Below are 14,051 nucleotides of genomic sequence, written 5' to 3'. Positions count from 1 at the left end.
CCGTTGCGAATCCCCAATCCCGAATCCCCAATCCCCGCCGTCAGGCGAACTGCCTGAGAAAACGCACGTCGTTTTCGAAGAATGCGCGCAGGTCGTTGACGCCGTAGCGCAGCATCGCAAAGCGCTCCACGCCCAGGCCGAACGCGAAGCCGGTGTAGCGCTCCGGGTCGATGCCGACGCTGCGCAGCACGTTGGGGTGCACCATGCCGCAGCCGAGCACTTCCAGCCAGCGGGTGCTGCCGTCCGGCTGCTGCCAGGCGATGTCCACTTCCGCGCCCGGTTCCACGAACGGGAAATAGCTGGGGCGGAAGCGCATCTCGAAATCGCGCTCGAAGAACGCCCGCACGAACTCGGACAAGGTGCCCTTGAGATCGGCGAAGTTGGAGTGCTCGTCGACCAGCAGGCCTTCGACCTGATGGAACATCGGCGAATGGGTCTGGTCCGAATCGGAGCGGTACACCTTGCCGGCCGCGATCATGCGCAGCGGCGGTTTGTGCGCATCCATGTAGCGCACCTGCACGCCGGAGGTATGGGTGCGCAACAGGCGGCCATCGCCGAAATAGAACGTGTCGTGCATTGCGCGCGCCGGATGGTGCGGCGGAAAGTTCAGGGCTTCGAAGTTGTGCCAGTCGTCCTCGATCTCCGGACCATCGGACAACTCATAGCCCAGGCGCGCAAAGATCTCGACGATGCGCTCGAGCGTGCGCGTAACCGGGTGCAATCCACCGCGTTCGCTGCGACGCCCCGGCAAGGTGACATCGATCCGCTCCCCGGCCAGACGTGCATCCAGCGCGGCGTTTTCCAGCGTGTGCTTGCGCTCGGACAACGCCGCGGTCAGCGCATCGCGCGACAGGTTGATCGCTTCGCCAGCGGCCTTTCGCTGATCGGCCGGCAGCGTGCCGAGCTGCTTGAGCTGGGCGGTGATGCTGCCGCTCTTGCCGAGCAATGCGACGCGCAAGGCTTCCAGTTGGTCCGGCGTCTGCGCGGCGGCGACATCGGCCAGCGCACGCTCGGTCAGGGATTGAATCTCACTCATTGCACTCGCGCCTCAACTGCGTCTACCGAACGGTGTTTCCGGATGCACCGGAACGCATTGCCACTCAAATCTGGTCTAGCCCGGCATCCAGTCAGCAATGCCGGCCATCTAAAAACGCAAAAGGGGAAGGACTCGCGCCCTTCCCCCTGCATATCTGCTTGCCCTCGCCGGAGGCCTGCACACGAATGCGCAAGCTCCCTCGAGAAACTACCCCTCCAAAAGTCCGCACATGGATGTGCGGGCTCTTGCGAGGGACTCGCACCTATGCCGCCAGCGCGCCCTTGGCCTTCTCCGCCAGCGCGGCAAAGCCGGCGGCGTCGTGCACGGCGATATCAGCCAGCACCTTGCGGTCCAGGGTGATGCCAGCCTTGAGCAGGCCATTCATGAAACGGCTATAGCTCAAGCCGTTGATGCGGGCAGCCGCATTGATGCGGGTGATCCACAACGAACGGAAGTTACGCTTCTTCTGCTTGCGGCCAATGTAGGCGTACTGCTGCGCCTTGATGACTGCCTGCTTGGCAACGCGGAAGACCTTACGGCGAGCGTTGTAGTAACCCTTCGCCAGGGTCAGAATTTTCTTGTGGCGGCGACGCGCCTGTACGCCACGCTTTACTCGTGCCATGGGTCAGTCCTCAGAGGTAGGGAAGCATACGATCGAGACGGCCAGCATCCTCGGCACGGACGTGGTTCGTCTGCCGCAGGTTGCGCTTCCGCTTGGTCGCTTTCTTCGTGAGGATATGGCTACGGTTTGCGTGGCCGCACTTGTACTTGCCGGAGGCGGTCTTGCGGAAACGCTTGGCCGCCGCCCGGTTGGTCTTGATCTTGGGCATTGCAATGTCCTTGATGGTGTTTTGTCACTGACCCGGGCGGCAGTCTTGCGACCACGCTTTCCATCCTTGCCCTTGCCTGCTTGTAAGTCCTTGATCGAACACGATCCGGACAGGTCCTGTACCGCTTGCGCGGCGCCCCGGCAAAACCGGGCCGCGCAGTATGCCCGTTGCCGGGGATTCTTGCAAATGGATGCTGTCGCCGGCCAGGACGGGCCCGTCGGGCCCACCCTGGCGCGGGATCAGATCTTCTTCTTCGGCGCGATCATCATGACCATCTGGCGCCCTTCCAGGCGCGGACGCGACTCGATGACGATGTCGTCGCCCAGGTCGGCCTCGATCCGGGACGCCATTTCGCGCCCCAGCTCCTGGTGGCTCATTTCACGGCCACGGAAGCGGATATTGACCTTGACCTTGTCGCCCTCTTCCAGGAAGCGGCGCATGTTGCGCAGCTTGATCTGGTAGTCGCCCTCGTCGGTGACCGGACGGAACTTGAGCTCCTTGATCTCGACCTGCTTGGTCTTCTTCTTGGCCTCGTTGGCCTTTTTCTGCTGCTCGAACTTGAACTTGCCGAAATCCATGATCTTGCAGACCGGCGGATCGGCCTGCGGCTGGATTTCAACCAGATCCAGGCCTTCTTCCTCGGCCTTGGCGAGCGCTTCGTCGCGCGACAACACGCCGACCATCTCACCGTCACTGCCGATCACGCGGACGCGCGGCACACGGATTTCTTGGTTCTTGCGGTTCTGTTTGTTGTCAGGGGTACTGATATTGCAATCTCCCAGGGGAATCGAACCGGCGCATCCGGATCATCCAGACCGGCCGGGGTTGGCTCACGCTGCCTGCTCTGCCTGCAGACGTTCGATGAAGGCCGAGACCGTCATGGTCCCGAGGTCCTCTCCCGAGCGTGTCCGCACGGCGACGGCGCCGTTTTCCTTCTCGCGGTCACCGACGACGAGCAGATAAGGCACGCGTTGCAGCGTATGCTCGCGAATCTTATATCCGATCTTCTCGTTACGCAAATCGGCGCTCACACGGAAGCCTTGATTTGCAAGGGTTTTCCGAACCGAGTCGACATAGTCTGCCTGGGCGTCGGTGATATTTGCGACAACGACCTGGACCGGGGCGAGCCAGGCGGGGAAGGCGCCGGCGTGGTGTTCGATCAAGATGCCGATGAAACGCTCCATCGAGCCGACGATCGCCCGGTGCAGCATGACCGGATGCTTCTTCTGGCTGTGCTCGTCCACGTACTCGGCGCCGAGGCGGCCCGGCATCATGAAATCGACCTGCATGGTGCCCAGCTGCCAGGTACGGCCGATCGCGTCCTTGAGGTGGTACTCGATCTTGGGGCCGTAGAAGGCGCCTTCGCCCGGCAGCTCCTGCCACTCCACGCCGCAGACGCCCAGCGCGCTGCGCAGCGCGGCTTCGGCCTTGTCCCAGGTGACGTCGTCGCCAAGGCGCTTTTCCGGACGCAGCGCGATCTTGATCTCGATGTCCTCAAAGCCGAACGCGGTGTAGACCGCCAGTGCCTGCTGATGGAACGCGGTGACTTCGGCTTCGATCTGCGATTCCAGGCAGAACACATGCCCGTCGTCCTGGGTGAAGCCGCGCACGCGCAGGATGCCGTGCAGCGCGCCGGAGGGCTCGTTGCGGTGGCAGGCGCCGAACTCGCCGTAGCGGATCGGCAGGTCGCGGTAGCTGTGCAGGCCCTGGTTGAACACCTGCACGTGACCCGGGCAATTCATCGGCTTGACCGCATAGGTGCGCTTCTCCGACTCGGTGAAGAACATCGCGTCCTGGTAGTTGTCCCAGTGGCCGGATTTCTGCCACAGCGACACGTCCAGGATCTGCGGGCAGCGCACTTCGCCGTAGCCGCTGTCGCGATAGACCTTGCGCATGTACTGCTCGACCACCTGCCACAGCGACCAGCCCTTGGGATGCCAGAACACCAGGCCCGGCGCCTCTTCCTGCAGATGGAACAGGTCCTGCTGCTTGCCGATGCGGCGATGGTCGCGCTTGTCGGCTTCTTCCATGCGCAGGATGTAGGCGTCCAGCTGCTTCTTGTCGGCCCAGGCGGTGCCGTAGATGCGCTGCAGCTGCTCGTTCTTGGCATCGCCGCGCCAGTAGGCGCCGGAAATACGGGTCAGTTTGAAGGCCTTGAGGAAGCGCGTATTGGGCACGTGCGGGCCGCGGCACATGTCCACGTATTCCTGGTGGTAGTACAGGCCCATCGCGGTGATGTCGTCGGACATGTCCTCGATCAGGCGCAGCTTGTACTCCTCGCCGCGCTGGGCGAACACCTCGATCACCTCGGCGCGCGGGGTGACCTTCTTGATCACGTCGTAGTCCTGCGCGATCAATTCCTGCATGCGCTGCTCGATCGCGGCCATGTCGTCCGGCGTGAACGGGCGTTCGCTGTAGATGTCGTAGTAGAAGCCTTCGGCGATGACCGGGCCGATCACCATCTTGACCTCCGGGTACAGCTGCTTGACCGCATGCCCGACCAGATGCGCGCAGGAGTGGCGGATGATCTCCACGCCTTCGGCGTCCTTGGCGGTGATGATGCGCAGGCTGGCATCGTGGTCGATGACGTCGCTGGCATCGACCAGCTGGCCGTCGACCTGGCCGGCGATGGTGGCCTTGGCCAGGCCGGCACCGATCGACTGGGCGACCTGCATCACCGAGACGGGGGATTCGAATTCGCGGCGGCTGCCGTCGGGGAGCGTGATGTTGATCATGGGCAAGGATGAGGTCTGTGCTGGCTGCAGCGCGGCGGCTGCAAGGGAGATCTGCCCGTTGCGGGACAGGCTCGGATAAGGGTATGGCGAGAGGTGGGACGGAAAGAACGCGGCGCGGGCGCCCTGCGGACTGGCGCGGCCGGAATCAGCGGTGGGCGGTGGTAGTGCTCATGTCGCACGCTGGGCCGGCGCGGGGCGCGGGCCACCTTCTCGCAAGGGGTCTTGGAAGCGAATGGTAAACCAATCAGCCCGCTGTTGCGCATGCCGGCACGGGGCCGGCGGGCGCGTGGCATGATGCCGGCCACCTGTGCTGCCAGTGCCGACCATGACCATCAAGGGTAAAGCCACCTCGCTGGATATCGCCTACCTGGCCGGCGTGTCGCAGCCGACCGTGTCGCGCGCGCTGCGCGGCAGCCCGATGGTCAACGAAGAGACCCGCAAGCGAATCCTGCGCATCGCCAAGGAATTGAACTACAAGGTCGACAAGAACGCCTCGTCGCTGCGGCTGCGCAATGCCGGCACGCTGGCACTGCTGTTCTTCGAAGACCCCACCGCCGACGATTCGCTGATCAACCCGTTCTTCCATTCGATGCTGGGCTCGATCACCCGCGCCTGCGCGCTGCAGGGTTACGACCTGCTGGTGTCGTTCCAGCAGCTGTCCAAGGACTGGCAGGCCGATTACGAAGACAGCAACAAGGCCGACGGCATCATCCTGCTCGGCTACGGCGATTATCAGCAGTCGCGCCAGCGGCTGCAGTTGCTGGTCGAACAGGGAACTCACTTCGTGCGCTGGGGCGCGGCGCTGCCGGGGCAGCCGGGCATCTCGATCGGCAGCGACAATTACCAGGGCGGGCTGGATATCACCGAGCATCTGCTGGCGCAGGGCTGCCGCCGCATCGCCTTTCTCGGCCACGCGTCCAACCACTATCCCGAGTTCGAAGAGCGCTACCGCGGCTACGTGGCTGCGCTGAAGCAGCAGGGCTTGGTGGCCGATCGCGCGCTGCAGTTCGACGCGATCACCACCGAGTCGTCCGGCCATGCCGCGTGCCTGGCGCTGCTCGACAGCGGCAAGGCATTCGATGCGGTGTGCGCGGCCAGCGACCTGATTGCGATCGGCGCAATGCGCGCCTTGCGCGAGCGCGGCCTGCGGGTGCCGCAGGATGTGGCGGTGAGCGGCTTCGACGATATCGCATTGGCGGCGTCGGTGGCACCGGCGCTGTCGACGGTGCAGCAGGACACCAAGCAGGCCGGCACGCTCCTGGTGGAAAGCCTGGTGGCGCTGATCCGCGGCGAAGCGGCGCAGAGCCGCACGATTCCGGTGAGGCTGGCGCTGCGTGATTCCTCGCGCAGCAGTGGGCTGCAGCCACCGTTGGGCTGGAGACCGTCCGGCGCGGAGACCGGCGAGGCGGTGCTTGGCCGGGCGGCTGATGGGGCTGTCAGGCGTTGAATCGGGAGTCGGGAATCGTTGGAGCATACGTGGCGGGCTGCGCGGGGTCGGCCGCAGCCATTGACGCCTCGTAGGAGCGCACCCGGGCGCGACGTGGCGTTCCCGGCAATACCCCATCGCGCCCGGGTGCGCTCCTACCTGTTGCGGGCATCGCGCGCGGCTTGCTCGGCCATCTGCGCGTCGAGCTGCCTGCGCAAGGCCGGGTCGGTGATCGGCGCGTCCGACAGCAGCACCCGCACCCCATGCGCGGGCACCGGCGCCAGCAGCCGACGCTGCACCGGCACCTGCTCGCCACTCATCGCGTCGCGCCAGGTGCCGGGCTGCAGAAAACGCGCCACCTCGATGTTCGCCGCCGCATCGCCCTTGTTGAGCAGCACCAACGCCGTCTGGCTGGCGCCCGCATGCTGATAGACCCGCAAAAATGCCGCGTGATCCCCGCGTAGCAGCACATCCACCTGCACGCCGCGTTGCAATGCCGGGGTATCGCGACGCAGCCGCGCGATCTGCTGCAACGGGCCGAAAATCGGGCTGTGCGGTGCAGTGCGGATGCGCTCGGCACCGAAGTAATTGCGGTTGCCTGCATGTTCGGCGCGCCCGCGCATGAAGCCGGTCTCCGAGCCGTAATAGATCACCGGGATGCCGCGCGCGGTAAACAGCCAGTTGTGCGCGTCGATGAAGCCGGTGTCGCTGGCATCCAGGCGCGCCATGTCGTGATTGTCGTAGAAGCTCATCAGCTCGTACGGGTTGGCATATGGCCCCCGACGCAGAAACAGCGGCGCGGCAAGCTTCTCGAACCCGGCCTGCTCATGGCCGAAGACAGCGGACAGCTGCTGCTTCAACGGGAAATCCAGCACGCTGACGCCGGCATTGCGCGCCCAGGTATGCCCGGCAATCTTGCTGGCGTCGTAATCGAAGGCTTCGCCGAACATGAAGAACCCCGGACGTTTTTCGCGGATGCGCGCAACGAAGGCATGCCAGAAACGGTCGGGCATCCAGCCGATGGTGTCGATACGGAACGCGTCGGCGCCCTGCTCCATCCACTGCAGATACGCGCCGGCCAGATAATCGAGCACGGCGGGATTGTTTTCGTTGAGATCGGACAGCTCGGCCAGGCCGCCGCCGGTGTTGTAGAACGCGTGCAGCGGAACGTGCTGCGGATCCAGCTGCGCCGGTGGCAGATTCTGGTGATCGGCGACCAGGCGGCCATCGGCGTCGTACAGCTTGCCGAAGCCCGGCTGCGCCACCGGCATGCTGTAGGCCGGCGAGCCGTGATTGCCCACGATATCCAGCACTATCTTCAAGCGGTTGGCATGCATGGCGCGGGTGAAGCCGGCAAAGTCCAGGCCCGGACTGGGCAGATGCTCGTCGAGCTTGTAGAAATTCACGCCCCAGTAGCCGTGATAGCCGGTCTTGCCGTGGTCGCTGAGCGTACTGCCGCAGCTGATCGGCTTGCCGCCGGTGAAGGCCTCATCCGGATTGTCGACAATCGGCGTGATCCATACCGCGCCAAAGCCCATGTCGCGGATGTAGTCGGCATGTTCGACGATGCCCTTGAAGTCGCCCCCCAGGTAACCGATGTTGTCGCCGACTCCATCTGCGCAAGGCGTCGGCACATCGAACGTGCGATGCGCACCGCCCTGGTCGCGCTGGTCGTTGCCGGGGTCGCCATTGACGAAACGGTCGGTCACCACGAAATACACCGCGTCGGCAGCGAACGGCTCCAGCGTGCCGTAGTAATCGCCGGGTGCAGCCGCCGCGCTCGCCGCTCCTGCAGATACGATCAATCCAGCCATCATCACATGCCGCATCACTGCCCTCCCGAGGCCATTGGAACCCGCACCACGCACACACCGGCAATGAGCAAACTGGCGCCACCGATGGCCAGCGCATGGATTGGCTGACCGCCCAGCCAGACGCGCAGCACGAAGCCCAGTGCGCTGGCTGCGACCAGCTGCGGAATCACGATGAAAAAATTGAAGATGCCCATGTACACGCCCATCTTGGCGGCGGGCACGCTGTCGGACAGCAAGGCATAGGGCAGCGACAGGATCGAGGCCCAGGCAAAGCCGACACCCAGCATCGACAGCAGCAGCCACTGCGGGTCGCGGATCACCAGCATCGACAACAGCCCGGCCGCACCCAGCCACAGGTTGCACAGATGACTCCAGCGCAGGCCTATCGCACGCACCAGCAGTGGAATGACCAATGCCGCCAACGCCGCAAATCCGTTGTAGGCGCCAAACAACACGCCTACCCAGTTCGCACCTTCGTTGTAGGCCGCCGATGCCGTGTCCTTGGCACCGAAGTGCACCTGGGTGACTGCGGCGGTGGTGTAGATCCACATCGCAAACAGCGCGAACCAGGAGAAGAACTGCACCCAGGCCAGGCGTCGCATCGTCAGCGGCATGCTGCGCACGTCCTGCACGATCGCCACCAGCATGCCGGTCGATGGCAACACGCGCGCCAACGCAAGCAGCACACCGTAGGCGATGCACAGGCCGGCCAGCACATAGAGCATGCGGTCGCCGTGCTGCCAGGCGATCGCAGCGGCGAGCAGCACACCGATGCCGCACCACAGCACACTTGCACGTTGCGGCGGCAAGGTGCCGGCGATCGCTGCAGCCGCTACCGACGGATGCGCATCGTCAAAACCGGCAAGCTGCTGCGGGCTGTATTCGCGCGTGCGCAGCACCGTCCAGCTGATCGACAGGAACAGCACCGCGGCACCGAGGTAGAAGGCGTAGCGCACGCTGTCGGGCAACTGCCCCGGCGGCGCGGTATTGGCCACGCCCCAATGCGTGAGCAACCAGGGCAGGAAACTCGCCACAATCGCGCCAACCCCGATGAAGAAGCTCTGCATCGCATAGCCGGTGGGCCGCTGCGCCGGTGGCAGTTGATCGCCGACCAGGGCGCGGAATGGCTCCATCGAGATGTTGATCGATGCATCCAGCACCCACAACGTGCCGGCGGCAATCCACAGCATCGGCGCGTTGGGCATCACCAGCAAGGCCAGTGTGGTGAATACCGCGCCGACCATGAAATACGGACGTCGGCGCCCCCATGGCGTCCAGGTGCGGTCGGACAGGTAGCCGATGATGGGCTGCACGATCAGACCGGTGAGCGGTGCGGCGATCCACAGACCGGGCACATCGTCGACCTGCGCCCCCAGGGTCTGAAAGATGCGGCTGGCGTTGGCGTTCTGCAGCGCGAAGCCGAACTGGATACCGAGAAAGCCGAAACACATGTTCCAGATCTGCCAGAAACTCAGGCGTGGCTTGGCGGTCATTGCGCAGCCTCCGTGCTCGCTGCGGGGCCGACCAGCAGCGCGCTCACCTGCGCGGTGTTGACCACGCCATCGCGACCACCGCGGCCGCCGTTGTACTGCGCAAAATGCGCGAGCGCGCTCATGTTGAAGCCGTTTTCCAGCCGGAACCTGCACTGCTGCCCGTCTACCACAGTGAAGCTGACCTGCGTGGACAGCTGCTCGCCCACGCTATGCGGCATCACCACGACCTGCGACTGCGTCGCCTGCCCCGGGCATTCCAGCAGCAGCCGCTTGACCGCCGCAGTGACGCCGGTATTGATCGGCCCGTTGGGGTTGCGATAACGCAGCGATACGCGATGCTGGCCCGCGCGCGTGGCAGTCCAAACCCAGGCCTCGCTGCCCGGGACTTCCTGCAACGGGCCGAGCGTCAACGCGGGACTGTGGAGCGACTCCAGGCCATCGGCGCGGCGGGTCAGGCTGAGCACGTGCAGCCGGCCGTCCTCGCGCAGGTCTAAGTGCCGCGTGGCGTCCAGCGCATGCCCATCCATGTACAGCGTCGTCCCAGCTGGAATCACGATGCGGTGGCCGTCGCCCTGCCGTTGTGCGACGGGCGCCTCCGGCGTGCTGGGTGCGAACACCTGGCCTGGCTGCGGCGGGGCGGTGGTATCGGCCTTGCGACCGATCAGATGCACCAACGTGGTCTGGCCTTGTTGCTCGACCTTCCCCGCCACCAGCAACTCACCCGCACTCGCCGTCGGCCGCTGCAGCACATAGCGTCGGGCGCCCTGTTCAAGCACGATCTGCTGGCGATCGCCAAACAACAACGGCACCAACGTACGCGGCAGTTTCGGCGTCACGCTGCCATCGGCACCAATGCCGAACACGCCTTCCAGCACCGCGGAGAGATAGCCGGCAACCGACCACAACTGGCGCGGCGAATTCACCACCGGGCCACTGCGGGGCCCCTCCTCCACATGCACCGCCAGGCTCTGCATCTCGTAGTTTTCCATGTTGGAACCAGCCAGCGCGCTGCCGCGCATCAACGACTGCAGCTCCAGCGCAATGCGCGGCGCGTCGTCCAGCTGGCGTGCGGCGCGTAGCGCGTACGCACTGACGAAGGGCCAGACGGCGCGATTGTGATAAATCGGCTGTTCGGCGTCCTGCGGCCACACCACCGGGCTGCCGCCGGCAACCAGCGGATACCCGCGCAGCGCGGCACGTGCACGCTCCTTCGGAAACACCTCGGCCAGCACGCCAAGCGACACGCCGAGCAGATCGACCTTGGCATAGCGCACCGGATGCGCCGCATTGCCCAGATAGCTCACATACTGATTGCTGGGCGCATCCCAGAAGCGCGTGGCGATGGCCTGACGCAGCGCATCGGCCCACTGGGCGTACCTGGACGCACGCGCATCGCCATGCTGGCGCGCCAGCTGCTCGGCCAGGCGCAGGGCCTGGTAGTGCAACACGTTGGTGGACAGGGCGAAGGACTCGGCAATGAAGCGCACATCCTGGCGCGTCCACTCCGGGTAGGTCTGCTCGCGCCAATCCAGAAACGAGGTTTCGCCGCGGTAGAGGCCGATCTGCGCATCGAAGACCGCGTCACGATCCTGCGCGAGGGTGGCCTGCAACGCCTCCCACACCTCTTCAGCGAACGCCTTGTCATCCAGCAGGCCGCGCGCGGCAAGAAACCACACCACGCGGTCGCTGCTGATCGGCCAGCTGCCACCGGAGCCGGTGTCCTGCGCAACAAACACCCCTGGCGTCTGCCCATCGCGCGCCGCCGACAGCTTGAAGCGCAGCGCATTGCGCGTGCGCTCCGGCTCCAGCCGCGCCAACGCCAGATCGGCGGCGAAGCTGACATCGCGCGTCCACACGTAAGGCCAGCGCTCACCGGTTTCGAAACACGCGCAAGGCACCGGCTTGCCGTCGTTGAAGGCCGGATCGCGAATCGCCTCGACACGGTCGTCGGCCATTTCCTGCTGCGCCATGGCGAACAGGGTGTCAAACAACGGACTGGCGGTATGGGTGCGCATCGGCTGCGGCCCGATGCGGCGCTCGCCCTGCGGCCAGCGCAACACGAAACCGCCGTCTTCGAGCGCCTGCGCTTGCGCATGGCGGCCCTGGAACTCCAGCTCATCGGCCAACACCGGCGAGCTTGCCGCAACGCCGAGCGTTGCAGCCATGCAGATCATCTTCAGCATCGAAGCGGCCAGACGGCTTGCACCGTCGGCCTCCCTCCCTCGTTGCACGCGTTGTAGTGCGCGGCACTGGCGTGCCACGGGCGCGGACCCTCCCAGGTGCCGTGACGCCATGGTAGACGCGCGCTCAGCGGTTCCGCATCAATGCATACGTATTCATGGCAATGGCCGCAGTGCAGCATGGCCCATCCACGCCACAGCGCTGCATAGTCGCCGCTGACGCAACGGCCGCCTTGGGAGGGGATATGCCGCTGGTTTCACATCGCGTGCGTTCGATAGCGCGCGCCGCACGCAGTGCGCGACTGCTTGTCCTGTTGCTTGGCAGTCTTGCGGGCATCGCGCAGGCCGAGCGCATCGCCATCAGTGCCGATTCGCCCGGCAACGTCCTGCAGGTCACACTGGAAGTGGACGGCGGCACGCCCTACTACCGCGTGCAACGCCTGGGCCAGCCGGTGCTGGAACGCTCGCGCCTGGGTTTCCAATTGCGCGACGGGCGGCTGGACCGCGGCCTGGTCGTCCTCTCGCAAGCACGCCAAGCCCATGACGATACCTGGGAACAACCCTGGGGCGAGACGCGCCTGGTGCGCAACCACTACAACGAACTAAGCGTCAGCCTGGGCGAACGCAGCGGCGCGCAACGCCGCTTCGATGTGATCTTGCGCGTGTACGACGATGGCATCGGCCTGCGCTATCACTTTCCCGAGCAGGCGGGATTGCGCGAAGCCATCATCGACGAGGAAGTCACCGAATTCGCCGTCGCGCAACCGTCCGAGGTATGGTGGATTCCGGCAGGCGAGCCGATCCACTACGAATACCTGTATCAGCGCACGCCGTTGAACCAGGTCGCGCTGGCACATACGCCGCTCACCTTGCGTACCGAGAGCGGGCTGCATGTCGCGCTGCATGAGGCGGCGCTGGTCGACTACGCCGGCATGTGGCTGCGCCGTACCGAAGGCCGGCGCCTGCGCGCGCAGCTGTCACCCGCTGCCGAAGGCTGGAAGGTGCGGCGCAAGCTGCCGTTCGATACGCCGTGGCGCACGCTGCAGATCGCCGACCAGGCCACCGGGCTGGTGGAGTCCAACCTGATCCTCAACCTCAACGCGCCCAACGCCCTGGGCGATGTGGGCTGGGTCAAGCCGTCCAAATACGTCGGGGTGTGGTGGTCCATGCATCTCAACCAGCAAACCTGGGCGACCGGGCCGACACACGGCGCCACCACTGCCAACACCAAGCGCTATATCGACTTCGCTGCGGCACACGGCTTTCGTGGCGTGTTGGTGGAAGGCTGGAATCCGGGCTGGGACGGCGAATGGTTCGGCAACGGCGGCAGTTTCGATTTCACCAGGCCGACACCGGATTTCGACCTGCCCGCGCTGAGCAAATACGCCGCCGGCAAGGGCGTGCATTTGATCGGCCATCATGAAACGGGGTGCGCAGTGGATCATTACGAAGACCAGATTGCCGAAGCGATGGACCTGTACGCCCGGTTCGGCGTGGACTCGGTCAAGACCGGCTATGTCTGCGACGACGGCCAGGTGGAACGTCGTAACCCGGCAGGCGGCACACCGCTGCGCGAATGGCACGACGGCCAATGGATGGCACGCCATCATCTGCGCGTGGTGCAGGAAGCTGCCGCGCGCCACCTTGCAGTCAATGCGCACGAACCGATCAAGGACACTGGCCTGCGCCGCACCTATCCCAACTGGATCTCGCGCGAGGGCGCGCGTGGCATGGAATACAACGCCTGGGGCCAGCCACCGAATCCGCCCGAGCACGAGGTCAACCTGGTGTTCACCCGCCTGCTCGCCGGGCCGATGGATTACACGCCCGGCATCCTCAGCCTGAAAGGCCGCAACGGCCAGGCGATTCCCAGCACGCTTGCGCGCCAGCTGGCGCTGTACGTGACGCTTTACAGCCCGATCCAGATGGCTGCCGATCTGCCCGAGCATTATCTGCAGCACCGCGATGCCTTCCGCTTCATCGAGGACGTGGCGGTGGATTGGGATCAGACCCGCGCCTTGAATGGCGAAGTCGGCGACTACGTCACCATCGCGCGCAAGGATCGGCATAGCCGCGACTGGTTCCTGGGCAGCATCACTGACGAGCATGGCCGGCTGCTGCAGGTGCCGCTCGGATTCCTTGAGCCGGGCGTGCGCTACACCGCGCAGATCTATCGCGACGGCGACGGTGCGGACTATGTCAGCAACCCATTCGCCTTTGTCAGCGAACAACGCCAGGTCAGCAGTGCCGATACGCTGGAGCTGCGTCTTGCGCCAGGTGGTGGGCAGGCGATTCGCTTCGTGCCGGTGGATGGCAGGCGCTGATTTGGTCGCAACGGGCTGAGGAGCCCTTCAACGCGACCGAGTGCATCACGCAACGGCACCGCAACCGCTGCAGATTGCGCATTGGCGTTTCCTCACGACAGGCCAGGAGCGTACCGCGCCGCAGCAAAGCCGGCGTGGAATCGATTCCAGCGCCATCAGCCGGGTTGAATACGTATGCATTGCCCGTTTGCACCCAGATGCCGTGTCTACCAT

General features: G+C 65.1%; 10 protein-coding genes. 2 read left to right on the top strand and 8 right to left on the bottom strand.

Annotation, left to right across the window (positions count from 1 at the left end):
• Window positions 1-40 precede the first annotated feature (40 nt).
• The 5 genes from pheS to thrS form a co-directional block, all read right to left on the bottom strand.
• Window positions 41-1,036: a phenylalanine--tRNA ligase subunit alpha gene (pheS, locus tag ABQ137_RS13865; protein ID WP_016903312.1), complete on the bottom strand. Its 996-nt coding sequence runs from the start codon at window positions 1,034-1,036 to the stop codon at window positions 41-43.
• Between the two features lie 262 nt (window positions 1,037-1,298).
• Window positions 1,299-1,658 (bottom strand): 50S ribosomal protein L20, encoded by a 360-nt coding sequence (gene rplT / locus ABQ137_RS13860; protein WP_003484828.1) that lies wholly within the window; start codon window positions 1,656-1,658, stop codon window positions 1,299-1,301.
• A 10-nt stretch (window positions 1,659-1,668) separates the two neighbouring features.
• Window positions 1,669-1,866: a 50S ribosomal protein L35 gene (gene rpmI / locus ABQ137_RS13855; protein ID WP_002811096.1), complete on the bottom strand. Its 198-nt coding sequence runs from the start codon at window positions 1,864-1,866 to the stop codon at window positions 1,669-1,671.
• 239 nt (window positions 1,867-2,105) lie between these two features.
• A complete protein-coding gene (gene infC, locus ABQ137_RS13850) occupies window positions 2,106-2,648 on the bottom strand; it encodes a translation initiation factor IF-3 (protein ID WP_080591364.1) in 543 nt (180 codons plus the stop codon).
• 48 nt (window positions 2,649-2,696) lie between these two features.
• Window positions 2,697-4,601: a threonine--tRNA ligase gene (thrS, locus tag ABQ137_RS13845; RefSeq protein WP_046343264.1), complete on the bottom strand. Its 1,905-nt coding sequence runs from the start codon at window positions 4,599-4,601 to the stop codon at window positions 2,697-2,699.
• Between the two features lie 325 nt (window positions 4,602-4,926).
• On the opposite strand from thrS, the gene ABQ137_RS13840 reads away from it, so the two are divergent.
• Window positions 4,927-6,048, top strand: coding sequence for a LacI family DNA-binding transcriptional regulator (locus tag ABQ137_RS13840; RefSeq protein ID WP_161961054.1), 1,122 nt, complete (start codon window positions 4,927-4,929; stop codon window positions 6,046-6,048).
• Between the two features lie 134 nt (window positions 6,049-6,182).
• Here the strand turns inward: ABQ137_RS13840 and ABQ137_RS13835 are convergent, their stop codons facing one another.
• From ABQ137_RS13835 to ABQ137_RS13825, 3 genes are read right to left on the bottom strand one after another with little or no spacing between them, the layout of a single operon-like run.
• Entirely contained in the window at window positions 6,183-7,844 is a 1,662-nt protein-coding gene (locus ABQ137_RS13835; protein ID WP_349782982.1) for an alpha-amylase family glycosyl hydrolase, read from the bottom strand.
• An 11-nt stretch (window positions 7,845-7,855) separates the two neighbouring features.
• Entirely contained in the window at window positions 7,856-9,334 is a 1,479-nt protein-coding gene (locus ABQ137_RS13830; RefSeq protein WP_349782857.1) for an MFS transporter, read from the bottom strand.
• Entirely contained in the window at window positions 9,331-11,517 is a 2,187-nt protein-coding gene (locus tag ABQ137_RS13825; protein WP_349782856.1) for an alpha-L-rhamnosidase-related protein, read from the bottom strand. Before ABQ137_RS13825 ends, ABQ137_RS13830 begins: the two co-directional genes overlap by 4 nt.
• A gap of 242 nt (window positions 11,518-11,759) precedes the next feature.
• On the opposite strand from ABQ137_RS13825, the gene ABQ137_RS13820 reads away from it, so the two are divergent.
• Window positions 11,760-13,838 (top strand): glycoside hydrolase family 97 protein, encoded by a 2,079-nt coding sequence (locus tag ABQ137_RS13820; RefSeq protein WP_349782855.1) that lies wholly within the window; start codon window positions 11,760-11,762, stop codon window positions 13,836-13,838.
• Window positions 13,839-14,051 lie beyond the last annotated feature (213 nt).

Source organism: Xanthomonas sp. WHRI 8393, from assembly GCF_040203315.1.
In the GTDB taxonomy this organism is placed as follows: Bacteria; Pseudomonadota; Gammaproteobacteria; order Xanthomonadales; family Xanthomonadaceae; genus Xanthomonas; species Xanthomonas arboricola.
Note: the sequence above shows the minus strand (reverse complement) of the source record. Positions and strands in the feature narration are given on the sequence as shown.

Excerpts from the sequence above, each read along its gene's own strand:
- pheS (WP_016903312.1), bottom strand. The coding sequence starts at position 1,036 with ATGAGTGAGATTCAATCCCTGACCGAGCGTGCGCTGGCCGATGTCGCC.
- rplT (WP_003484828.1), bottom strand. The coding sequence starts at position 1,658 with ATGGCACGAGTAAAGCGTGGCGTACAGGCGCGTCGCCGCCACAAGAAA.
- rpmI (WP_002811096.1), bottom strand. The coding sequence starts at position 1,866 with ATGCCCAAGATCAAGACCAACCGGGCGGCGGCCAAGCGTTTCCGCAAG.
- thrS (WP_046343264.1), bottom strand. The coding sequence starts at position 4,601 with ATGATCAACATCACGCTCCCCGACGGCAGCCGCCGCGAATTCGAATCC.
- ABQ137_RS13840 (WP_161961054.1), top strand. The coding sequence starts at position 4,927 with ATGACCATCAAGGGTAAAGCCACCTCGCTGGATATCGCCTACCTGGCC.
- ABQ137_RS13835 (WP_349782982.1), bottom strand. The coding sequence starts at position 7,844 with ATGATGGCTGGATTGATCGTATCTGCAGGAGCGGCGAGCGCGGCGGCT.
- ABQ137_RS13830 (WP_349782857.1), bottom strand. The coding sequence starts at position 9,334 with ATGACCGCCAAGCCACGCCTGAGTTTCTGGCAGATCTGGAACATGTGT.
- ABQ137_RS13825 (WP_349782856.1), bottom strand. The coding sequence starts at position 11,517 with ATGCTGAAGATGATCTGCATGGCTGCAACGCTCGGCGTTGCGGCAAGC.
- ABQ137_RS13820 (WP_349782855.1), top strand. The coding sequence starts at position 11,760 with ATGCCGCTGGTTTCACATCGCGTGCGTTCGATAGCGCGCGCCGCACGC.